Source organism: Parazoarcus communis SWub3 = DSM 12120, from assembly GCF_003226565.1.
In the GTDB taxonomy this organism is placed as follows: Bacteria; Pseudomonadota; Gammaproteobacteria; order Burkholderiales; family Rhodocyclaceae; genus Parazoarcus; species Parazoarcus communis.
In genome coordinates this window covers 1-21,337 of the sequence record NZ_QKOE01000028.1, presented here as the reverse complement: position 1 = coordinate 21,337, position 21,337 = coordinate 1, and the positions used below count along the sequence as shown (strand labels likewise).

Here is a 21,337-nt window from a genome sequence, read left to right as displayed (position 1 = left end):
ATGAGTCCTGCACGCAGCCCCTTGCACGACATCCTCGCGCCGCAGTCGATCGCCATCGTCGGCGCATCGGCCGACCCCACCAAGCGCGGCTACAAGGCCATGGTCGGCCTGATCAAGGACGGCTACAAGGGCGCGATCTACCCGATCAACCCCAAGGCCGACATGGTGCTTGGGGTCAAGACCCTGCCGTCGATCGAGGCCCTGCCGGGGCCGGTAGACCTGGCGCTGATCTGCACCCCCGCGGCCAGTGTGCCGGGTTTGCTCGCCGAGTGCGGACGCAAGGGGGTAAAGGGCGCGGTCATCCTGGCCAGCGGCTTCAAGGAGACCGGGCCAGAGGGCGCGCGACTGGAGCAACAGGTGCTGGAGGCCGCACGTGCCGGTGGGGTGCGGGTGATCGGCCCCAACACATCGGGCATGTTCAACCTGCACCACAAGGTCAACCTGCTGGCGCTGGCCAACGTCAAGGCGGGTGACATCGGTTTCATCTCGCAGTCGGGCAACATGCTGCTGGCGCTGGTGCTGGAAGCGGAACATAACGGCCACGTCGGCTTTTCCACCTATGTCGGGCCGGGCAACCAGACCGATGTCGGCTTCAACGACTATCTGCGTTATCTGGGTGAGGACGACAACACCAAGGTGGCCACGCTGTATGTCGAAGGCTTTCGCGACGGTCAGCGCTTCCTGCAGGTGGCGCGCGAGACCACCGCGAAGAAGCCGGTCGTGGTGTACAAATCCGGCTCCACCGAGGCCGGGCGCAAGGCGGCGGCCTCGCACACCGGTGCGCTGGCCGGCAGCTATGCGATGACCGTCGACCTGCTGCGCCAGGCCGGGGTCAGCGTGGTGCAGCATTCCGACGAGATCCTGCCGGTGGCCGAGGGACTGGGCTTGATGCAGTCGGCACGTGGCAAGCGGGTCGCGGTGATCTCTGACGGCGGTGGTCAGGCCACCATTGCGTCCGACCGCCTGGCCGAGGCCGGCCTGGTGCTGGCGGAGTTGTCCGAGGCCACCAGGCGGCGCCTGGGCACCATCCTGTTTCCGCAGGCCTCGCTGGTCAATCCGGTCGATGTGGCCGGCAGCACCGATGCCAACCCGGCCTTGCTGGCCGAGTGCATGGCCATTGTGGCCGACGACGACAACGTCGATGCCGTTTTCCTGGTCGGCATGTTCGGTGGCTACGGTATCCGCTTCGCCGAGGATCTGCTGGGTGGCGAGATGCGTGGCGCCGAGTCGATGATCGAGCTGGGGCGTCGCTGCGGCAAGCCGCTGGTGATCTACAGTCTGTACGAAGCAGTCAAGCCCGCACCGCTGCGTCGCCTGCACGAAGCCGGCCTGCCGGTGTACAGCTCGATCGAGCACGCGGTCCGGGTGCTTTCCGCATTGGGTGAACGCGGCCTGTACCTGCAAAGTCGCGAGCGTCAGGCAGCGGTGCCCGAGGTGGTGGCCGATGCCGCCATGCTGGCGATGTTTGCGCGTGCCGAAAACGAGGGGCGCGACCTCTACGAATACGAGGCCAAAGCCTTGCTGCGCGCCCATGGCATCGCGGTGGCCGACGAAGTCGTCGTGCGCGACCCCAGTGAGCTTGCCGATGCGGCACAACGCTTTGGCGATCAGGCGCTGGCCATGAAGGTGGTGTCCAGGGACATCCTGCACAAATCCGATGCGGGTGGGGTCAAGCTCAATCTGCGGGGTGCATCCGCCCTGCGCGAGGCTTACGAACAGATCATGGATGCATGCCGGCGCTATGATCCCAAGGCCGACATCCGTGGCGTCTTGCTCACCCCGATGGCCAGGAAAGGCACCGAAGTCATCGTCGGTGTCGTGCGCGACCCGATCTTTGGTCCGGTGCTGATGTTCGGCCTGGGCGGCATCTTTGTCGAGGTGCTGGAGGACGTTGCCTTCCGCGCGATTCCCTTGTCGCGCCATGACGCACAGAGCATGGTGGCGCAGATCCGCGGGCGCAAGATCCTGGAGGGCGCACGCGGCGAACTGCCGGTGGATCAGGCCGCGCTGGTCGAACTGCTGCTGCGCATCTCCGGCATCGTTGCGGCCTACCCCCAGTTGTCCGAACTCGACCTGAATCCGGTCATTGCCTATCACGACGGCTATGCCGTGGTCGATGCCCGCATCATCATCAACCCCGCCGTGCTGTGATCCGGAGCCCATTCATGCCCTTACCTCAACTGAACGATGCCCTGCTGGATGTGCAGGACCGCGTCGCCACCCTGACCTTCAACCGCCACGACGTACGCAATGCCCTGACCGGCACCGGCCTGATCGACGACATCGTCACGGTTGCCGACTGGATCAACCGCAGTGACGAGGTCTCGGTGCTGGTGATGACCGGTGCCGGCTCGGCCTTCTCCTCTGGCGGCAACGTAAAGGACATGGCCGAGCGGGGTGGCGACTTCGCCGGTGACGCGGCCGAAGTGGCCACCCGCTACCGCCGCGGCATCCAGCGCATTCCGCTCGCGCTGCAGCAGGTCGAGGTGCCGATCATCGCCGCCGTCAACGGCCCGGCCATTGGCGCCGGCTTTGATCTGGCCAACATGGCCGACATCCGCATCGCCTCGGCCAAGGCGAAGTTTGGCGAAACCTTCCTCAACCTGGGAATCATCCCGGGCGACGGCGGCGCCTGGTTCATGCAGCGCCTGATCGGCTATCAACGCGCGTTCGAACTGACCCTCAGCGGACGGGTGGTCGACGCAGCCGAGGCCCGGGACATCGGCATCGTGCTGGAAGTGGTGGCGCCCGAGCAGTTGATGGCTCGCGCCACCCAGCTTGCCCGCAGCTTCGCCGCCCAGCCTCCAAAAGCCCTGCGCCTGACCAAGCGCCTGATGAAGATGGCACAGCGCATGGAGCTGAAGGACTTCCTCGACCTCAGCGCCGCCTTCCAGGGCATGTGCCATAACGAGCCGGAACATCTGGAAGCGGTGAGGAAGATGCTGGAGCGCGGTTAAACGTGGACCCTGTCGCCGTCGTCCAGTCCGGATCCTTCATGCCGGATCGGCCCCTTCAAAAAAGCCTTGCTTCCAGAGAAATCCCATCTGGTCACCTTCGGCCATGTAGGCCGCAATCTGCGCGTCGTCACGCGCCCGGCGGATTTCGGTACAACCGTTGCGCTTGACCAGCCAGCACACCTCGTCCAGCCGCGTTGCATTCAGGAAATCGGGCGAGTGGGTAGAGACCAGCACCTGCCCCCCCCGATTGGCGTAGAGCCGGAATTCCTCCGCCAGCTCGCCCATCAGACGTGGGTAAAGTTGATTCTCCGGCTCCTCCACGCAAAGCAAGGGATGCGGCCCGGGATCGTGCAACAGCACCAGATAGGCAAACATCTTGATCGTGCCATCCGAGACGTAACGATCCAGGAAAGGGGTCTTGAATGTGCCATCCTGAAAACGCAGGGTCAGGTAACCGTCATCCATCAGGCGCGGCTCCACCGATGCCACACCCGGTACCCGACGCGCCATGGTGTCGAGAATGCGCTGAAAAGTCTGTGGATGCTGCTCGAAAAGGTACTGCGCCACCCGTGGCAGATTATCGCCGGTCTCCGACAGATGTTCCGAATCCCCAGCTGCTTCCTTTCGCCCGCGAGCGGCACTGATATGGAAGTCCGAGACATGCCAGGATTCGATCAGCTGGCGAAAGGCATTCGCAGCCTTGAAGCGTTCGAATTGCCCCAGGCCCTTGATGGCCAGTGTATCGGCGGCCACTTTTTGAACCTCTCGCTCCAGTTCTTCATCTGCCCGGTTGAAGTCTTCCTCATTGGTGATGGCGTAGCCTTCACCATTGGAAAAGTCGAGGAAGTGAAAGGGGCTTCCATAGCGCCCCCGCTTGTACCGCAACAGTTCCCGCTGCACCACTGGCGCGCCACTTTGCTCGGCGATTTCAATAGAGTAGGTTACCAGGCGCTCCACGCCGGTAATCAGCATGCGGTACTGGATCTCGATCAGGATGGTGTCGCCATCGGCATCGCGGCTCAGCACCTCGCGAAAGCGGCCACGCTTGTCCAGCGCCTGGCGCACCGTGCCTTTCAGGCAGTCGTGCAGGAAACCGAACACGTCGAACAGGGTGCTCTTGCCCGAGCCATTGGCGCCCACAACGACCAGGAAAGACGGAATGTCCTTCAGGTGCATGTCGCGGAACACCTTGTAGTTCTTCAGGCGTATGGATTCGATTCTCATTGGTGGATCCTGTGCTGCATCGGCGCGAGGTTTGTACTGTATTCGTTTTCTGGTCTTGCCCCGAAGATCAATGCAGGCCCCGCATGTCCCCAGGTCTGCAGCAGGTCATGCATCATCATGGCCGGTTAGCAAAACATTGCGTCTTGCCAACCTTTCCCGTGCCTCGACAAGCGCCATATGCAAGTGTCTCTCCAACTCCGCCTTTGGGGGGAGTTCGGTCCAGTATTCGGCGACCGTGATGCCGTCTTTGTGCATCTCCAGCAACTCCACCTGTTCGCGGCTGGATTCTGCGCAGAGGATCAAGCCGATTGGGGCTTCCTCTTGGGCTTGGCGTTCATGCTTGTCCAGCCATTTCAGGTAGAGTTCCATCTGACCCTTGTGGGCAGCTTTGAAACGGCCGAGTTTGAGCTCGATCGCGACCAGACGGCGCAGGCGGCGGTGGAAGAAGAGCAGGTCAAGGTGAAAGTCTTCACCGTCAATGATCATACGTTTCTGGCGCTCGACGAAGGCAAAACCACGGCCGAGCTCGAGGATGAAGGCTTCGAGCTGGCGCAGGATGGCAGCTTCCAGATCGGCTTCGTCGTAGGCCTGACCCAGGCCAAGGAAGTCAAGAAAATAGGGGTCTTTGAAGAGCAGTGTGGGAGAGTCTCCGGTAATCGGGAGAGCGCTGCCCTCGACCAGGGCACTGGCCTCGGATGCCTGAGCGCTGGCGATGAGGCAGCGTTCGAAAGCCTTGCGTTCGATATGGCGCCGGAGTTCGCGCACGGTCCAGCGTTCCTGTGCAGCCTGTCCCGCGTAGTGGTTGCGGGCTTCAGTCGTTTTCAGTGGCAACAATGCGACGACGTGGCTCCAGCTCAATTGTCGTGACAGCGTTGCGACAATTGCCTTATCTGGAAAGGCCTGGGCAAACTGCACCATACGCCGCAGATTTTTGGCCTCGAAGCCGCGGCCGAACTCTTGGGTCAGACGTTTGCCCAAACCGCTCATCAACTGAGCACCGTATTGAGCGCGCGCTCCGCCCAGTACTTCATTGGCCAAGCGTTGACCAATGTGCCAGTAGAGCAGCGTCAACTCGGAATTGACCGTAGTCGCCAGCCTTTGTCGGCTGTCTGTAATCAGGTCACGTAGTTCGTCGTGCAGGCGCTCCAGCGGCGCCGCTGGGAGCGATGCCTGTCCGCTCATGCGATGACTCCGTTGATCCTGTTTCTGGTGTGCACGCAATCAACCCGCAGGCGGCACCGTATCGACAAAGCTGGGTCGCGATGCCAGCCGCTCATGCAGCGCGGTCAGAGCCGGTCGGCCGGTGCGCCAGTCGGTTTGGGGCAGGCGCAGGTCGAGGTAGTCGAGGGCGATGGCCACGGTGATGTCGCCAAGCAGCATGGTGTTGCCGTCGAGCCAGTCGCGGCCGGTGACGCGTTTTTCGAGTTCATCCAGGCTGCGGCGGATCTTGTCGTGCTGGCGCGCGATGCTGACGGTGCTTTGCTGGGCTTCGGGGCGGCGGCTTTCCAGGAAGGCCGAGACAGCGGCGTCGAGGATGCCATCGGCCAGGGCTTCGGTCTGACGCACGCGCACGCGCTCGATGCCGCCTGGCGGAAGCAGGGCGGGTTGGGCCTCCAGGGTTTCCAGATAGCCGGCGATCACCGGGGAGTCGAAGAACACCTCGCCGCTGTCGAGCACCAACGCCGGCACCTTGCCCAGCGGGTTGACCTCGGGCACGCGGGTGGCGCTTTCCCATGGCGAGTCCACCACCAGTTCGAAAGGCAGGTGCTTTTCCGCCAGCAGGATGCGGATCTTGCGGGCGTAGGGGCTGGTCAGCGAGGCGAGGAGTTTCATGGCGGGTCTCCCGGGTTCAGGGGCGTGCGGCAGCGGGTGCGACGTTACGTGCGATCAGGTCGCGGATCAGGTGCAGTTTGCCATGGAAGAAGTGGTCGGCACCGGGGATGACGATGACCGGCAACTCCTGCGGGCGGGCCCAGTCGAGCACATTGCCCAGCGCCACGGTGTCATCCTGTTCGCCATGGATGATCAGGGTGGGGATGGACTTGGGCACCGCTGGGGTGTCGTAGCTGCGTGCGCCATCTGCGGCGACGCCGGCGGCCATGCCGACCAGGATGAGCTGGCGCGGTGGGTTGATGTCCTCGGCCAGGCGGTTGGCGATACGGGTCTGGATGAAGCCGCCGAACGAGAAACCACCCAAGGCCAGCGGCAGGCTGCCCCAGCGTGACTGCGCCCAGGCGATCACTGACAGCATGTCTTCGGTTTCGCCATTGCCGTGGTCGTGCTCGCCCTCGCTCTTGCCGACACCGCGGAAATTGGGGCGGATGGCGGCATAGCCCAGGTCGCGATAACTGCGGGCCAGGGTGTGAGCCACCTTGTTGGTGTTGGCGCCACCGAACAGGGGGTGAGGGTGGCACACCAGCGCAACGCCGCGCACAGTTTCGGGTGCGTCGATCAGCACTTCGATCGCGCCGGCCCCGCCGCGCAGCAGCGCCGATTCGGTGGGTAGCGGCCGAGTCATGCGGCGCCTCCGTCGGGCAGGCGCAGACGTTCGACGATGTGCCCCTGCACCAGGTGCTGGTCGATGATCTCGTCGATGTCTTCCTTATCGAGGAAGGTGTACCAGACGTTGTCCGGGTACACCACCATCACCGGGCCTTCGTCGCAGCGGCCCAGGCAGCCGGCCTTGTTGATACGTACGCTGCCCTTGCCACGCAGGCCCAGTTCGGCGGTGCGATCCTTGGCGTAGGTCTGCAGCGCGCTGGCGCCAAAGTTGTTGCAACAGGATTCGCCTTCGGCGCGCTGGTTGCAGCAGAAGAAGACGTGGTGTTTGAAGTAGCTCATGGGGCTTTGTTCTCCGTGGGGCCTTGAATTATATGCGCCGCGTTCCGTCGAGGTGCTCGCCGCGCCACAGGCCGAGTGCAGACAGGTAGGCCAGGGCGACGAAAGGCCACAGGCTGGCGACGAGTTGGGTCAGACCGTGGAAGTTGAGGAAATTGCCGCGATTGATCACCGAATGACCGCTGTTAAGGTAGGGGTTCTCAGGAATCAGGTTGATCAGTGCGGTTGCTGCCAGCAAGGCGGTACCGGCCAGCGCATGCTGCACCACCCGTGGCAGCAGCAGGCTCAGCGCCAGCAGCGGCAGGCCGATGCCCAATCCACGCAGCGCGCCGGGCGTCAGCCAGGCCCAGGGGTCGGTCGGGGTGAAGAAGCTGGCGGCTGCCAGCGTCTTTGCGCCAATACCAAGCAGGATCAGCACGATCAGCGGTTCGTGGCGGGTCTCGCGCATCATGCAGCGCGCAAACAGGCCGATCGCGATCAGGAAGCTGGCGGTCAGTGCAGCCTCGAACCCGATGAAGCGCTCCGGCTTGAACGGGAGTGGGGGCGCAATGCCCAGCAGGTTGCGAATGTCGCCGCTGCCGAACAGCAGATTGTCCGGGGTCAGCTGGGTCAGCAGCCACAGGCCGATCAGGATCAGCCCGGCGTCGCCGGTGTGACCGCCGATGATGAAGCGTGTGCGCCAGCGCGACAGGCCGCCATGGCGGGCAAATAGTGCGTGTCCCCATGGTGCGGCCAGCGTTGCCCCGATCAAGGCACCGGTGGCGTTGGCACCCAGGTCGATGTTGCTGGAGATGCGCGACGGCAGGTAGTGCTGCAGGGTTTCCAGGCTGAAGCTGAGCAAGGTGGCCAGCAGGGTGGCGCCAACTATCAGGCGCAGCTTGCCCCAGTGTTGTGGCAGTGCGGCCGCCAGGATGAAGCCGAGCGGGATGTAGCCCAGGATGTTGAACACCAGATCCTCGACCATGAAGTACTTTGGCCAGGGTGCCCACAGATAGTCGAACAGCGGCAAGCCACTCTCGCGCCACCCCGAAAAAGGGTGCAGGCAGGCGTATGCCACCAGAATGGCATAGGCAATGGCGAGCTTGCGGGGCAGATCGTGTGGAGACAAGTTGGTGGCGTGTGCAGGTCAGACCGAGAGTCTATCCGACCCTGAGCGGGTATGTGGCGTTCCGTCCCGCGCGGCAAAGGCGGCCAGGGATCGCGTTCAGCAGGGCTTGGCGGAGGGGGCCGTCAGATCGGCCAGCCAGCCTTCGACCGGACGCGGCCGGGCAAAGTGAAAGCCCTGGCAGAGGATGCAAGCTTCTTCATCCAGTGACGCAAGGTAGGCGGCCTGTTCCGCCAGCTCCACGCCTTCGGCCACGATTTTCAGCTTCATATGGCGCGCAATGGAGATGATGGTGTCGACCAGGACATGGTTGGTGCCGTCCTTGCCGATGTCCTGCACAAAGGTCCGGTCGATCTTGAGTTCGTGAATGGGTAGCCGCTTCAGGTAGGCCAGTGAGGAGTAGCCGGTGCCGAAATCGTCGATCGAGAAGCGGACGCCCAGGCGGGACAGATCCGCCATCTTGCGGATCACGTCGTCTACGTTGTCAAGCAGCAGGCCCTCGGTGACTTCCAGCACCAGCGTGGTCGGGTCACAGCCGCTCAGGGCCAGCGTCTGCCGCACCGCATCAACAAAGTCCCGCTGGCCGAAATGGCGCGGGCTGATGTTGACCGAAATGGCCATGTTGAGGCCCTGCTGTTGCAGGCTGGTTTGCAGGCGGCAGGTTTCACGGAGCACCCAGCGATCGAGTTCGATGATCAGCTCACTCTCTTCCGCGACGGGTACAAAGACCCCGGGTGCGATCAGTCCGCGCTCGGGGTGCTGCCAGCGCACCAGCGCTTCGGCGCTGACCAGCTTGCCGCCCGGGGTGTACTGCCCCTGGATGTACAGACGCAACTGTTGCTGAGCCAGTGCCTGGTGAAGCTCACGCTCGATCTGCAGGCGCTGGCGGGTGAAGTCGCTGACGGCTGCATCGTAAAAGGCGCACTGATTGCCCCCGCTGACCTTGGCCTGTTGTAGCGCGGAGTCCGTGCGCTGCAGGATCGTCGACAGGGTGTCGTCGCGATTGCGTGGAAACAGGGTGATGCCCACGCTGCAACTCGGCCGGATGTCGTTTCCGTCGATGGAGAAGGGCGTGCGGATGGCGTCCAGCATGGCGTTTGCGGTCTGGATGGCGCTGCGCATCGCGTGTTCCTCACGGCGGCCCGCATCCGGGATCAGGACCGCGAATTCATCGGCGGAGATGCGCGCAAGCGTCAGGGAGGCATCCAGCGTCTTGCTCAGTCGACGTGCAATTTCCTGCAGCAGTTGATCGCCGATGGCGTGACCGTGCAGGTCGTTGAAGGCCTTGAAGCGATCCAGGTCGCAGATCAGCAGGGCGGCATGGCGTGGGTCGCGGTGAGCGGCAGCGAGCGCCTGGCCGGCACGGTCGAGGATCAGGCTGCGGTTGAGCAGGCCGGTGAGTGGGTCCAGGGTGGAGAGGCGCTCGATCTCGGCGCGTGCGCGATTGCGTTCGGTGACATCGCTCCATATCGAGGCAAGAAAGGTCTGTCCCTTGATCTGGATGCTGCGTGCGCTGATCCGCACATCGCGCAGCCGGCCGTCGCGCGTCCGGTGGGTGGATTCGATGGTCATGCCTGCCGGTGCGCACATGCGCTGCAACGTCGTCAGGATACGTTCGGGTTCGGCGAAGGCTTCGATGTCCGCAACCGATAAGGTGGCGAAAGTGGCGCGATCGTAGCCCAGATTGCGGGCAGCGGCATCGTTGAACTCGACAAAACGGCCTGTCTGCGGATCGACCAGCGCGATGGAGTCCACGGCCTGATCGGCGATGGCTGCGAAAATGCCGGCGCGCTCGACCAGCGCCAGTTCGGCTTCGACCCGATCTGTGATGTCTTGTATCGTGCCCTGGGTCCGTAAAACCTTGCCGTCAGGGGCGCAGAGGTGTTCGCCGCGCACCTGAACATGCTTGATCCGTCCGTCCGGGAACTGCAGGCGGTGCGTGATCAGGAAGTATTGCCGCTGTGCCATGGCGGCCCGGTAGGTCTGATCGACGCGCGCGCGATCGTCCGGGTGTACGAGTTCGAGAAGTGTTTCATAAGAGGGCGGCTGCAGTCGGGGATCACGCTCGAAGATGCGAAACACCTCGTCCGACCAGATCGGGGTACCACTTTCAGGCTCACGCGACCACGATCCCAGTTTTGCCAGTCGCTCGGCTTCGGTCAGACGGTCCCGGCTTTCGCGCAGTTCGGCCTGGATACGCACGATGTCGCTGATGTCGCGTGCCACGCCAAGTACGCCGATCAGGCTGCCGTCCTCGGCAAACATCGGCGTCTTGATGGTCTGCAGATGCTCCCGGTGGCCATCACTGGCGTACGTCACGATTTCTTCGTTGATGCGCGGCCCGCCGGCGGCGATTGCGGCGAGATCGTTGGCGCGGAACAAGGCAGCCAGTTCGGCATCGACGAAATCGGCATCGCTACGGCCGATGATCTCCCCCTCCGTGCGGCCGAAGAAGGCCTCGAAACGGGCATTGCATGCCATGTAGGCGCCGTCTGGCGTCTTCAGCCAGACCAGGTCGGGAAGGTTGTGGATCAGGCGCTTGAGCAAAGGCGAGTCGAGCGGCTCGATTGGGATCGCTCTGGTAAGGCGGAGGCGGTTTTCGGGGTTTGTCGTCATGGCGATACCGTCCTCGCAGTCGCTGGATGCCCGTGCGGCTGGCCCCCACGTACGTTTGCGTGCATGTCCGGAATTTAGCGCAGGCAGGCACGGGTAGAAAGCCCTGTGTGCTGCACCAAGATGGAGTGCAGATCACCAAGGTAGTGCGTGTTGTTGCGCCCTTGCGTCAGAGGGTTTCTTTAAATCATATGTAAAACAAAGGCTTGTTTTAACTTTACGGGGTGGCACGGAAGTCGCTTTTGATGAATACGATCTTGTATTCAAGAAGGTGCACATGAAAACCACGATGCAGACTCCGCTGACCGTTTCGGCGCTGAAGCAGGCCTATCTGGCTGGGCAGACCGATCCGCGCGCCGTCGTCAGCGAAATTTATGACCGGATTGCTACCGAGTCGGGGGGCGAAGCCTGGATCCACCTGCGTGATCGCGCCGCGGTGATGGCGGAGGCTGAAGCGTGCGTCGTGCGTGCGGCTGATCCTGCGGCCCAGTTGGAACTGCCGCTGTTGGGCATTCCCTTTGCCGTCAAGGACAACATCGATGTCGCCGGATTGCCGACGACCGCGGCCTGCCCCGACTTCTCCCATGTGGCCGAGGCCGATGCTGCAGTGGTCGAGCGTCTGCGCGCAGCAGGGGCGATCCTGATCGGCAAGACCAATCTGGATCAGTTTGCCACCGGTCTGGTCGGCACCCGCTCGCCGTATGGCGCGGTAGCCAACCCCTTCAACCCCGCTTACATGACCGGGGGCTCCAGCTCCGGCTCGGCGGCGGCCACTGCGCGCGGCTGGGTGGCGTTTGCGCTGGGGACGGACACCGCAGGCTCCGGCCGGGTGCCGGCGGGGGCGTGTAACCTGGTCGGGGTCAAGCCCAGCCCGGGTCTGGTCAGTAGCTACGGTGTGGTGCCGGCCTGCCGCAGCATCGATTGCGTGTCGGTGTTCGCGCATACGGTGGAGGACGGTTGGGCGGTGCTCGGTGTGCTGGCCGGTGCGGATGAGCGTGATCCGTTCTCGGCACCGCCTGCGCCGCTTGGCCCGGTCACGCGCACGGTCCGCCTCGGCGTGCCGACGCAGCTTGAGTTCTTTGGGGATGCGCTGGCCGAGGCCGCCTGGCAGGCGGCCCTGGCCGAGATCGTCGTCTTGCCGGGTGTCGAGCCGGTCGCAGTCGATCTCGAGCCCTTCCATGCGGTGACCCGACTGCTGTACGACGGCCCGTGGGTGGCCGAACGGCGGTGGGCGGTGGGCGAGTTCATGGATCGCCACGGTGAGGCGATGGACCCGACTGTGCGAGGCATCATCGCCCGCGCCGACACGATGAGCGCAGTCGATGCCTTCGATGGCCGTTATCGGCTGGAGGCCTTGCGCAAGCACTGCAACCGGGCGCTGGCAGCGGTCGATCTGCTGCTGGTGCCGACCACGCCAACCATACACACCCATGCGGCAATCGCTGCGGCGCCGGTCGAGCGCAACAGCGAACTGGGCTACTACACCAACTTCGTCAATCTGCTGGGCATGGCCGGACTGGCGATTCCCGGTCCGTTCCGGGCCGACGGCCTGCCTGCCGGCATTACCTTGCTGGGTGCGGCCGGCAGCGATCATCGTCTGGCGGAGTTCGGCCGTCGCCTGCAACCCCATCTGCATCGCCGGCTGGGGCTGGGCGCACAGCCGCCGCTGCCGGGTTCGCAGGCGCTGCTGCCGCTGCCCTATGCGGAGCCGGTGGTCGAGGTGGCCGTGGTCGGGGCTCACCTGTCCGGCCTGCCCTTGAACTGGCAGCTGACCGAGCGGGGTGGCCGTCTGCTCGAAACCACACATACCGCAGCGCATTACCGGCTGTATGCGCTGCCCGGCACGGTACCGCCCAAGCCCGGGCTGGTCCGCACCCTTGGCGAGGGCGGCAGCCTGGAGGTCGAGCTGTGGGCGCTGCCGTTACGCCATTTCGGCAGCTTCGTGGCGGAGATTCCCGCACCGCTTGGCATTGGCACGCTGGAGCTTGCCGATGGCCGTACGGTAAAGGGCTTTGTCTGCGAGGCTGCGGCCGTCGACGGCGCGCCCGATGTCACTGCCCATGGCGGCTGGCGCGCCTACCTTGCCGCATCGGCCACTGCGCCGCTGCCGGCCTGATGTTTCCCACCTTCAATCCGATGGAGTCCTGTCCCATGAAATCGCTGAGAAAACTCGTCCTGCCGCTGACCCTGAGCCTGCTCGCCGCAGTGCCTGCGCTGAGTCAGGCCCAGGACAAGCGTCTTGAAACCCTGGTGGTGGCCAATGAGTTCGGGCCGAACATGCTCGACATTCACGGCCTTGGCGCCAATCGTCCAGCCTACGGGGTGTCCTGGCTGGCTTATGACCGATTGATGACTTACGGTCGCAAGTCGATTGGTGATGGGGTCGACAGCTATGACTTCACCAAGCTCGAGCCGGAACTGGCCGAACGCTGGGAGGTGGCGGCTGACGGCATGAGCGTGACCTTTCATCTGCGCAAGGACGCGAAGTTTCATGACGGCAGCCCGGTGACGGCTGATGACGTCAAATGGTCGCTCGACCGCGCGCTGGGCATGGGCGGCTTCCCGACCTTTCAGATGAAGGCGGGCTCGCTGGAAAAGCCGGAGCAGTTCGAGGTGGTGGATGCCCACACCTTCCGCGTCAAGTTGCTGCGCAAGGACAAGATGACGCTGCCCGACCTCGCGGTTCCGGTGGCGGCGATCTATAACGCCAAGCTCGCCAGGCAGCACGCCACGGCCGAGGATCCGTGGGCGGCCAACTGGCTCAAGACCAACACCGCTGGTGGTGGCGCTTACAAGGTGGCGTCGTGGAAGCCGGGCCAGGAAATTGTCTACGAGCGTTTCGACGACTGGAAGAGCGGTCCCTTGCCCAAGTTGAAGCGGGTGATCCAGCGCGATGTGCCCTCGGCCGGCAACCGCCGTGCGCTGCTGACCCGCGGCGACATCGACATCACCTTCGAAATGCCGCCCAAGGACTTCGCCGAAATGGCGCAGGAGAAGGGCAATGTCAAGGTGGCGAGCGTGCCGGCCGAGAACTCGATGTGGTATCTCGGCCTGAACACCAAGGTCGCCCCCTTCGACAATCCCAAGGTGCGTCAGGCGATTGCCTATGCGCTACCGTACGACAAGATCATGCAGAACGCTTTCTATGGACGCGGCATGCCCCTGTTTGGCGGTAGCGGGGTCAAGGATGCAAGCTGGCCGCAAGCCACTGCGTACAAGACCGACATCGACAAGGCAAGGCAGTTGATGAAGGAGGCGGGCTTCGAGCAAGGCTTCGAGACCACCCTGTCCTTCGATCTGGGGACGGCGACCGTGTCCGAGCCGACCACCATCCTGATTCAGGAGTCGCTGGCCCAGCTTGGCATCAAGGTGGCGATCAACAAGGTGCCGGGGTCGAACTGGCGCGCGGCGATCACCAAGAAGGACATGCCGATGCTGTTCAACCGCATGGGGGGCTGGCTGAACTATCCGGAGTACTTCTTCTTCTGGGCCTACCACGGTCAGAACGCGGTGTTCAACACCATGAGCTACCAGAACGCCGAACTCGACAAGCTGGTCGAGGCGGCGCGCTTCGAGTCGGATCCCAAAAAGTACGAAGGGCTGGTCAAGGGCTTCATCGACATCGCCTACACCGAGGTGCCGCGCATCCCGGTGGCGCAGCCGGTGATGGATGTGGCGATGCAGAAGAACGTGCATGGCTTCACCTACTGGTTCCACCTGCAGCCCGACTACCGTCAGCTCTACAAGCAGTAAATCCGCCACGATGCGTGCCATTCCACGGGGTGGCACGCACTAGGAGTGTTCATGTTCCAGGCCATCATCAAGCGCTTGGTCGGCGCATTGCCGGCACTGTTCGGCGTGATCGTCGTCACTTTCATCCTGACCCGGGCCCTGCCGGGTGACCCCGCCGCTTATTTCGCCGGTCCTGCCGGCTCGCAGGAGGCGATCGAGGAGGTCCGCGCCAAGCTGGGGCTCGACCGTTCGCTGCCCGAGCAGTTTGTGCTTTACCTGCGTGACCTTGCGCGCGGCGACTGGGGCTACTCGCTGACCACCGGACAGCCGGTGCTGACCGAACTGGCCGAGCGCCTGCCCGCGTCGCTGGAGCTGACCCTGGTCGGCCTGGTGCTGGCGGTGATCATCGCCATCCCGCTCGGCGTGCTGGCGGCAACCCGCCCCGGCTCGTGGATCGACCACCTGTGCCGTGGCATCACCACCGCCGGGGTGTCCCTGCCGACCTTCTTTACCGGGCTGTTGCTGGCCTATGTGTTCTACTTTCTGCTGGGGTGGGCGCCTTCGCCGCTTGGCCGGCTCGATCCCTACACCACCGCCCCTGACTTCGTCACCGGCTTCTACCTGATCGACAGCCTGCTTGCCGGTGACGGCGAGACCTTTGTCGCCGCGGCCAGCCAACTCGCGCTGCCGGCGATCACGCTGGCGCTGTTCGTGCTGGCGCCGCTGGCCCGGATGACGCGGGCGTCGATGCTGGGCGTGCTGTCGGCGGACTTCATCCGTACCGCACGTGCCTCTGGCCTGCATCCGTTCAAGGTGCTGTTCACCTACGCCTTCCGCAACGCCCTGCTGCCGGTGCTGACCACGCTGGGCATGGTGTTCTCCTTCCTGCTCGGTTCCAACGTGCTGGTCGAAAAGGTGTTTGCCTGGCCCGGCATCGGTTCGTTTGCGATCGAGGCGCTGGTGGCGTCGGACTATGCGCCGGTACAGGGTTTCGTGCTGGCCATGGCGCTGCTTTATGTGTTGCTGAACCTGCTGATCGACGTTGCCTATGGCCTGGTCGATCCGCGTGCCCGTCTGGAGGCCTGAGATGAATACCGCAAATCCTGCGCTGGCGACCCGGGCGGCGCCCGGGCGGCTGGCCCGTCAGTGGCATACGCTGCGCTATGTCGTTGGCGAGAACCCCTTGTCGGCGATCTCGGCCGGCCTGTTTGTCGGCTTTGTGCTGCTGGCGCTGTTCGGGCCCTGGCTGGCGCCCCACGATCCGCTCGCCTCACATGTCGGCGAGCCCTTGTCGCCGCCGTCAATGGCGCACTGGTTCGGGACGGATGCGCTGGGACGCGACATCCTGTCGCGGGTCATCATCGCGACCCGTCTCGATCTGGGGATTGCGGTGGCGGCCGTCGCGCTGTCCTTCGTCATCGGTGGCCTGATGGGGGCTTTTGCCGGTTACTTCGGCGGCTGGTTCGACCGTGTCAGCACCCGGGTGTCGGACACCATCATGGCTTTTCCGCTTTTCGTACTGGCCATGGGCATTGTGGCCGCACTGGGCAATACGGTCGCCAACATCGTGCTGGCCACTGCCATCATCAACCTGCCCTTCTACCTGCGGGTGGCGCGCGCCGAGGTACGGGTGCGGCGCGAGGCGGGCTTTGTCGAGGCGGCCCGCCTGGCCGGCAATGGCGAGCTACGGGTGCTGTTCTACCATCTGATTCCCAACGTCATGCCGCCGATGATGGTGCAGATCTCGCTCAACATGGGCTGGGCCATCCTCAATGCGGCAGGCTTGTCCTTCATCGGCCTGGGGGTACGGCCGCCAGAGGCAGAGTGGGGGATCATGGTCGCCGAGGGCGCGCAGTACATCGTTTCCGGTGAGTGGTGGATCGCGCTTTTTCCCGGTTTGGTGCTGATGCTTGCGGTGTTCTGTTTCAATCTGCTCGGCGACTCGCTGCGCGATCTGATCGACCCCAGGAGGCGGACATGAGCCCGACCGGCAAGACCTTGCTTGAAGTGGACCGCCTGGCGGTCGAGTTCCGTACCCGTTCCGGCACCGTGCGTGCGCTGGAGGACGTCAGCCTCGCACTGGCCGAGGGCGAGACCGTTGGCCTGGTCGGCGAATCCGGCTCGGGCAAGTCGGTGCTGTCCTTCGCCGCCATGGGCATCCAGGATCCGGCCGCGCGCATCACCGCAGGCAGCCTGCGCTTTGCCGGGCAGGACCTGCTTGCTGGCAAGGGCGCGGCGATGAAGGCGCTGCGCGGGCGCGAGATGGCCATGATCTTCCAGAACCCGCGGGTGGCGCTGAACCCGATCCGTCCGGTGGGCAAACAGATCGAGGACGTGCTCGCGCGCCATACCGACCTGCATCCGGCGGCGCGGCGCGCACGTGCGGTGGAATGCCTGGCCGAGGTCCGCATTCCCGACCCGGAGCGGCGCTATGCTGCCTATCCCTTCGAGCTGTCGGGTGGCATGTGCCAGCGGGTGATGATCGCCATTGCGCTGGCGTGCAAGCCGCGGCTGCTGATCGCCGACGAGCCGACCACCGGGCTGGATGTCACCACCCAGGCGGCGATCATGCGCCTGATCAGCGAGCTGTCGGCCGAGCGCCGCATGGCCACCTTGCTGATCACCCACGACCTGGGGCTGGCGCGCGAGTACTGCGACCGCATCGCGGTCATGCATGCGGGTCATATCGTCGAGGTCGGACCGACGGCCGGGCTGTTTGCCGCGCCCCGCCATCCTTACACCGAACGCTTGATTGCGGCGACGCCGGTCGGCGCGAATTCGCTCGACGAACTGGCCGCGATCGATGGCAACCTGCCTGACCTGCGCCGCGACGACCTGCCCGCCTGCCGCTTTGCCGAGCGCTGCCCGCAACGTGCGGCTGTCTGCGATGCGCCGCTGGCCCTGTTGCCTGCAGAGGGTTCGCATCGCGTTGCCTGTCACCTGCCGCGCAAGGTGGCTCACTCGCTGGAGAGGAAGCATGTCGCATCTGCTTGAAGTCATCGGCCTGAAACGCTGGTTTGGGGTGAAGAAAGGCGGCGAAACCCGCCAGTTGCATGCAGTCGATGGCATCGACTTCCACATTGCACCGGGCGAGACGGTGGGCCTGGTCGGCGAGTCCGGCTGCGGCAAGTCAACGCTGGTGCGGCTGCTGACCCGCACGCTGGATCCCAGCGATGGTCAGGTGCGTTTCCGCAATCATGACCTGGGCTTGATCCGTGCGCGGGAGATGGCCCTGCACGCGCAGCGCAAGGACATCCAGATGGTGTTCCAGGATCCGACCGACAGCCTGAACCCGCGTTACACCGCACGCCAGACCATCGCCGAGTCGGTGCGCCTGCTGTGTGGGCTGCGCGGAGCCGAGGCTGCCGCCCGTGTCGAAGAGGTCGCCGACTGGGTCGGCTTGCCGCAGGCGCTGCTCGACCGCTATCCGCACCAGCTGTCCGGCGGACAGAAGGCGCGGGTCGGCATCGCCCGGGCCATTGTCAGCCGTCCGGCCTTGCTGGTGCTGGACGAGCCGACCGCGGCGCTCGATGTATCGGTGCAGACGGTAATATTGCAGCTTCTCGACCGCCTGAAGCGCGAACTCGACATGAGCTTTCTGTTTGTCTCGCACGACCTTAACGTGGTTCGCCTGTTGTGCGACCGCGTGCTGGTCATGTATCTCGGTCAGGTGGTGGAGTCGGGGCCGACCGATGCGGTGTTCCATGCGCCCGCCCACCCCTATACCCGGGCGCTGATCGCTTCCCTGCCGGGCGGGTTGGCGGGTGGGCAGGCCACCGCAGCCGACTTGCTGGTGGGGGGCGATCCGCAAAGCCCGATCGACCCCGATCCCAATCGTTGCCGCCTGCTCGGTCGTTGTCCGCGTGGTCTGGCGCCTTGCGGCGAGACGGGTCCGGTGTTGCGTGATCTGGGCGAAGGTCGTCAGGTCGCCTGTCTTTATCCCGCCGTGGTGCAACATCATGTCCGCCAGTAGCCCCGCCGTCAGCAAGGCCAACGCGCTCGCCGATCAGGTTTATCAGCGCCTCAAGGACGACATCTTCAATTTCGTGCTGCTGCCTGGCGACCGCTTCACCGAAAGCGAGATGGCGGCACGTTGCGGGGTGTCGCGTACCCCGGTGCGCGATGCGCTGTACCGGCTGGAGCGCGAAGGCTACCTGCAGGTTGCCTTCCGTAGCGGCTGGAGCGTGCGCCCCTTCGATTTCAAGCGCTTCGACCAGCTCTACGATCTGCGCATCGTGCTGGAACTGGCCGCGGTGGCGCGCCTGTGCGAATCCGAGACAGCCGCCGATCTGGCGACCTTGCAGGGCGTCTGGGCGGTGCCGCGGGACGAACGGGAGACCGACGGCAAGCGCGTGGGCGAACTCGACGAAGCCTTTCATCAGGGGCTGGTATTGGCCACTGGCAATCTGGAGATGGCGCGGGTGCATCAGGACGTTACCGAAAAGATCCGCATCATCCGCCGCCTGGATTTCACCCGCGACCGCCGCATTGACGCGACCTACGACGAACACCAGGAGATCCTGCGCCTGATCACCCAGCGCAAGGGCGCAAACGCCGCCATCAACCTGCGCTCGCACATTGAGGCAAGCAAGGCCGAAGTGCACAAGATCACGCTGCACATGTTGTATGAGGCGCGCGAGCGGGGGCTGGTTGGCACGGGGTGATGGAGCGAGGCTTTGCGTCGGCGCTTGCCAGCGGTACGATGGCGTTGAACGTGAAAACCGCAGTTGTCCGCTTGATGTATTCTTCCTCGTGCTTGATTGAGAAGGTGGCCTGCCATGTTGCTGGATGAGTTACGTGCCAATCGGGCGTCCATCTGTGCGCTCGCGCATCAGTTCGGTGCGCGTCGGGTGCGCGTCTTTGGCTCGGTTGCGCGCGGCGAGGAGCAGCCTGACAGCGATATCGACCTGCTGGTCGATTTTCCCCGTGGATATGACCTCTTTGGGCAGCGCCTTCCGCTCGCCCAACGTCTGGGTGAACTGTTGCATCGCCGGATCGAGCTTGTCCCGTCGCATGAGTTGAACCGGCATATCCGCGAGCGCGTCCTTCAGGAGGCGGTGGATCTTTGACCAAGCAATGGCAGGCCTACGCCTTTCACATCGTCGATGCGATTGCAAAGATCCGCCGTATCCAGGCGCGGGGCAGCATCGCTGAGGACGAGGTCCTGTATGACGCCACCTTGAGAAACCTGCAGACAATGTCTGAGGCAACACAGGGGCTGCCTCAGGACTTGAAAGTCGGTTTTCCGGATATCCCATGGCGGGATATCAGCGGCTTCCGGAACATCCTCACGCACAACTATCTTGGCGATATTGATCCTCTGACGATCGTTGCTGTCTTCGACCGTCACCTGCCCGCACTTGAGGCCGCGGTGCTCGACATGCTGGCAAGTGATGGAGCGCCGGCTGCGGGTGCCGGCGCCCGGCGGGATGAGTAGGCGCTTGATCAAGCTGGCGGATCGGTTGGCCGAGGCCCCCTCTGCGAGCATTCCTGGCGCCTGCAACGGGTGCGCGGAAACCCAGGGCGCGTATCGGTTGTTCGATCAGGCACGTGCGGACAAACGGGGGCTGAGTTGGGAGGCGGTACTGGCGCCGCACATGGCGCGTACCGAGGCACCGATGGCCGAACATCCTGTAGTGCTGTACTTGCAGGACACGACCGAGCTCGACTTCAACGGGCAGGCTATCGAAGGCTTGGGGCCGCTGTCCTATGAAGCGCAACGTGGCATGTACCTGCATCCGACCTATGCGGTGAGCCCGCTGTCACCGACCGGCACATAGGAGCCATTTGATGATCGGCACATTGAGGCCATGCCGTGATCGGCATAATGAAGCCAGTCGCGGATCGGCATAATGAAGCCAGTCGCGGATCGGCATAATGAAGCCAGTCGCGGATCGGTACATAGGAGCCAGCGCCGGATCGGCGTAATGGAGCCAGTGATGCCCTGACGGACGTCTCGACTTTGAGCAGCCCATCGCTACCCTACCGGGCTTTTTGTTCGGCAGGAGGCAGGCGATGGCCCACAGGAGCATCGAGATGTACGAGTACCGCCAAGCCTTGATGCGCATGCGTCAGGGCGACTCCGAGCGCGAGATTGCGCGCTCGAAACTGATGGGGCGCAGCAAAGCGGCCCGCTTTCGCGAGTTGGCCGACGCCCAGGGCTGGCTCGATCCCACCCGCCCGGTGCCGACCGACGCCGAGATTGCCGCCGTGCTCGGGCGGCCCCGGCTTCCGGTGTCCGCACAGTCATCGATTGCGGCCTATCGCGCGCTGGTTGAGCAGTGGCTGGCACAGGGCGTGTCGGGGGTGGTGATTCACGCCACGTTCGCACGCGAACACGGTTTTACCGGGCACTACTCGAGCGTGCGCCGGTTGATCGCGCAGATCGGCCGTGACCGTGCGCCTGAGGCCAGGGTGCGGCTGACGTTCGCCCCCGGCAGGGCCTGCCGCCGATACTTGGGCACCGTCGCCTCCGGCGCTGCCAGCCATCGCTTCACCGTGTTCCGCGACAAACCCGTCCGCTGCTTTCGGGCCGTTATCTGAATCTTAGCGCTTGCCTCGCCACGCCTCACCATCATGTCAGTCAAGCCTTGGCAGGTGGGTGGGTCGTAAGCGCGTGCCTTGCTTGGTTCTCTCGCGCCATAGTGTCTATCTATTTATAATTTTTATTCATAAGTAATTTTATTTGGCGCTCTGTGATATCTGTTATGGTTATGTAAATGTGATTTACCTGTTGTTCCAGGGTTCCTGCATGACTTGAGCTTCTCAAGCGACATGCCCTTTCCTCCGTTGTGGAGTGCTTTCGATGGTTCGACGAGCGTTATTTTCCAAGTGGCTGGGTAAGGGTGTGCTGTATGTTCTGATTGGC

General features: G+C 63.9%; 19 protein-coding genes and 1 pseudogene. 13 read left to right on the top strand and 7 right to left on the bottom strand.

Annotated features, from left to right (window positions below):
• The gene (locus tag DNK49_RS21355; RefSeq protein WP_110529686.1) at positions 1-2,151 is read left to right on the top strand and encodes an acetate--CoA ligase family protein; all 2,151 of its coding nucleotides are present in this window, start codon (positions 1-3) and stop codon (positions 2,149-2,151) included.
• 14 nt (positions 2,152-2,165) lie between these two features.
• Positions 2,166-2,957 (top strand): enoyl-CoA hydratase-related protein, encoded by a 792-nt coding sequence (locus DNK49_RS21350; protein ID WP_110529683.1) that lies wholly within the window; start codon positions 2,166-2,168, stop codon positions 2,955-2,957.
• A gap of 36 nt (positions 2,958-2,993) precedes the next feature.
• Here DNK49_RS21350 and DNK49_RS21345 read toward each other — a convergent pair whose 3' ends face one another.
• The 7 genes from DNK49_RS21345 to DNK49_RS21315 all read right to left on the bottom strand — a co-directional run bounded on the left by DNK49_RS21345 (position 2,994) and on the right by DNK49_RS21315 (position 10,740).
• Positions 2,994-4,181, bottom strand: coding sequence for an AAA family ATPase (locus DNK49_RS21345; RefSeq protein ID WP_110529681.1), 1,188 nt, complete (start codon positions 4,179-4,181; stop codon positions 2,994-2,996).
• A gap of 105 nt (positions 4,182-4,286) precedes the next feature.
• Positions 4,287-5,363, bottom strand: coding sequence for a PDDEXK nuclease domain-containing protein (locus tag DNK49_RS21340; RefSeq protein WP_110529678.1), 1,077 nt, complete (start codon positions 5,361-5,363; stop codon positions 4,287-4,289).
• 39 nt (positions 5,364-5,402) lie between these two features.
• Entirely contained in the window at positions 5,403-6,014 is a 612-nt protein-coding gene (locus DNK49_RS21335) for a glutathione S-transferase (RefSeq protein WP_110529675.1), read from the bottom strand.
• Between the two features lie 16 nt (positions 6,015-6,030).
• A complete protein-coding gene (locus DNK49_RS21330) occupies positions 6,031-6,699 on the bottom strand; it encodes an alpha/beta hydrolase (protein ID WP_110529672.1) in 669 nt (222 codons plus the stop codon).
• A complete protein-coding gene (locus DNK49_RS21325) occupies positions 6,696-7,022 on the bottom strand; it encodes a (2Fe-2S) ferredoxin domain-containing protein (RefSeq protein WP_110529669.1) in 327 nt (108 codons plus the stop codon). Before DNK49_RS21325 ends, DNK49_RS21330 begins: the two co-directional genes overlap by 4 nt.
• A gap of 28 nt (positions 7,023-7,050) precedes the next feature.
• Positions 7,051-8,127, bottom strand: coding sequence for a VanZ family protein (locus DNK49_RS21320; RefSeq protein WP_110529667.1), 1,077 nt, complete (start codon positions 8,125-8,127; stop codon positions 7,051-7,053).
• Positions 8,128-8,223: 96 nt separating this feature from the next.
• The gene (locus tag DNK49_RS21315) at positions 8,224-10,740 is read right to left on the bottom strand and encodes a sensor domain-containing protein (protein WP_110529664.1); all 2,517 of its coding nucleotides are present in this window, start codon (positions 10,738-10,740) and stop codon (positions 8,224-8,226) included.
• Between the two features lie 274 nt (positions 10,741-11,014).
• Here DNK49_RS21315 and atzF point away from each other — a divergent pair, with 274 nt between their 5' ends.
• From atzF to DNK49_RS21260, 11 genes and pseudogenes are all read left to right on the top strand, one after another.
• Positions 11,015-12,853, top strand: a complete 1,839-nt coding sequence (atzF, locus tag DNK49_RS21310; RefSeq protein ID WP_110529661.1) for an allophanate hydrolase — start codon at positions 11,015-11,017, stop codon at positions 12,851-12,853.
• Between the two features lie 35 nt (positions 12,854-12,888).
• Positions 12,889-14,490: an ABC transporter substrate-binding protein gene (locus DNK49_RS21305; RefSeq protein WP_207807067.1), complete on the top strand. Its 1,602-nt coding sequence runs from the start codon at positions 12,889-12,891 to the stop codon at positions 14,488-14,490.
• Positions 14,491-14,541: 51 nt separating this feature from the next.
• Complete coding sequence (locus tag DNK49_RS21300) at positions 14,542-15,555, top strand: ABC transporter permease (protein WP_110529658.1); 1,014 nt, start codon at positions 14,542-14,544, stop codon at positions 15,553-15,555.
• A gap of 1 nt (position 15,556) precedes the next feature.
• Positions 15,557-16,450, top strand: a complete 894-nt coding sequence (locus tag DNK49_RS21295) for an ABC transporter permease (protein ID WP_110529655.1) — start codon at positions 15,557-15,559, stop codon at positions 16,448-16,450.
• The gene (locus DNK49_RS21290; RefSeq protein ID WP_110529652.1) at positions 16,447-17,463 is read left to right on the top strand and encodes an ABC transporter ATP-binding protein; all 1,017 of its coding nucleotides are present in this window, start codon (positions 16,447-16,449) and stop codon (positions 17,461-17,463) included. Before DNK49_RS21295 ends, DNK49_RS21290 begins: the two co-directional genes overlap by 4 nt.
• Positions 17,447-18,442 carry an oligopeptide/dipeptide ABC transporter ATP-binding protein gene (locus tag DNK49_RS21285; RefSeq protein ID WP_207807066.1) on the top strand — a complete coding sequence of 332 codons (996 nt, stop codon included), beginning with the start codon at positions 17,447-17,449 and terminating at the stop codon, positions 18,440-18,442. The genes DNK49_RS21290 and DNK49_RS21285 overlap by 17 nt, the downstream gene beginning before the upstream one ends.
• Positions 18,429-19,133 (top strand): GntR family transcriptional regulator, encoded by a 705-nt coding sequence (locus DNK49_RS21280; RefSeq protein WP_110529646.1) that lies wholly within the window; start codon positions 18,429-18,431, stop codon positions 19,131-19,133. The genes DNK49_RS21285 and DNK49_RS21280 overlap by 14 nt, the downstream gene beginning before the upstream one ends.
• Before the next feature lie 114 nt (positions 19,134-19,247).
• On the top strand, positions 19,248-19,538 hold the full coding sequence (locus tag DNK49_RS21275) for a nucleotidyltransferase family protein (protein WP_110529643.1): 291 nt from the start codon (positions 19,248-19,250) through the stop codon (positions 19,536-19,538).
• A complete protein-coding gene (locus tag DNK49_RS21270; protein WP_110529640.1) occupies positions 19,535-19,906 on the top strand; it encodes a HepT-like ribonuclease domain-containing protein in 372 nt (123 codons plus the stop codon). The genes DNK49_RS21275 and DNK49_RS21270 overlap by 4 nt, the downstream gene beginning before the upstream one ends.
• Positions 19,899-20,228 (top strand): annotated as a pseudogene (locus DNK49_RS21265) (transposase DNA-binding-containing protein); the annotation flags it as partial. The gene DNK49_RS21270 and the pseudogene DNK49_RS21265, both read left to right, overlap by 8 nt.
• A gap of 256 nt (positions 20,229-20,484) precedes the next feature.
• Complete coding sequence (locus DNK49_RS21260; RefSeq protein WP_243632469.1) at positions 20,485-21,012, top strand: hypothetical protein; 528 nt, start codon at positions 20,485-20,487, stop codon at positions 21,010-21,012.
• Positions 21,013-21,337: the final 325 nt, after the last annotated feature.

What these genes read in the sequence shown, in the direction of transcription:
- DNK49_RS21325 (WP_110529669.1), bottom strand. Translation starts at nt 7,022, where the DNA reads ATGAGCTACTTCAAACACCACGTCTTCTTCTGCTGCAACCAGCGCGCC.
- DNK49_RS21350 (WP_110529683.1), top strand. Translation starts at nt 2,166, where the DNA reads ATGCCCTTACCTCAACTGAACGATGCCCTGCTGGATGTGCAGGACCGC.
- DNK49_RS21290 (WP_110529652.1), top strand. Translation starts at nt 16,447, where the DNA reads ATGAGCCCGACCGGCAAGACCTTGCTTGAAGTGGACCGCCTGGCGGTC.
- DNK49_RS21340 (WP_110529678.1), bottom strand. Translation starts at nt 5,363, where the DNA reads ATGAGCGGACAGGCATCGCTCCCAGCGGCGCCGCTGGAGCGCCTGCAC.
- DNK49_RS21285 (WP_207807066.1), top strand. Translation starts at nt 17,447, where the DNA reads ATGTCGCATCTGCTTGAAGTCATCGGCCTGAAACGCTGGTTTGGGGTG.
- DNK49_RS21335 (WP_110529675.1), bottom strand. Translation starts at nt 6,014, where the DNA reads ATGAAACTCCTCGCCTCGCTGACCAGCCCCTACGCCCGCAAGATCCGC.
- DNK49_RS21330 (WP_110529672.1), bottom strand. Translation starts at nt 6,699, where the DNA reads ATGACTCGGCCGCTACCCACCGAATCGGCGCTGCTGCGCGGCGGGGCC.
- DNK49_RS21260 (WP_243632469.1), top strand. Translation starts at nt 20,485, where the DNA reads ATGGCCCACAGGAGCATCGAGATGTACGAGTACCGCCAAGCCTTGATG.
- DNK49_RS21355 (WP_110529686.1), top strand. Translation starts at nt 1, where the DNA reads ATGAGTCCTGCACGCAGCCCCTTGCACGACATCCTCGCGCCGCAGTCG.
- DNK49_RS21345 (WP_110529681.1), bottom strand. Translation starts at nt 4,181, where the DNA reads ATGAGAATCGAATCCATACGCCTGAAGAACTACAAGGTGTTCCGCGAC.
- DNK49_RS21300 (WP_110529658.1), top strand. Translation starts at nt 14,542, where the DNA reads ATGTTCCAGGCCATCATCAAGCGCTTGGTCGGCGCATTGCCGGCACTG.
- DNK49_RS21315 (WP_110529664.1), bottom strand. Translation starts at nt 10,740, where the DNA reads ATGACGACAAACCCCGAAAACCGCCTCCGCCTTACCAGAGCGATCCCA.
- DNK49_RS21275 (WP_110529643.1), top strand. Translation starts at nt 19,248, where the DNA reads ATGTTGCTGGATGAGTTACGTGCCAATCGGGCGTCCATCTGTGCGCTC.
- atzF (WP_110529661.1), top strand. Translation starts at nt 11,015, where the DNA reads ATGAAAACCACGATGCAGACTCCGCTGACCGTTTCGGCGCTGAAGCAG.
- DNK49_RS21295 (WP_110529655.1), top strand. Translation starts at nt 15,557, where the DNA reads ATGAATACCGCAAATCCTGCGCTGGCGACCCGGGCGGCGCCCGGGCGG.
- DNK49_RS21280 (WP_110529646.1), top strand. Translation starts at nt 18,429, where the DNA reads ATGTCCGCCAGTAGCCCCGCCGTCAGCAAGGCCAACGCGCTCGCCGAT.
- DNK49_RS21305 (WP_207807067.1), top strand. Translation starts at nt 12,889, where the DNA reads ATGAAATCGCTGAGAAAACTCGTCCTGCCGCTGACCCTGAGCCTGCTC.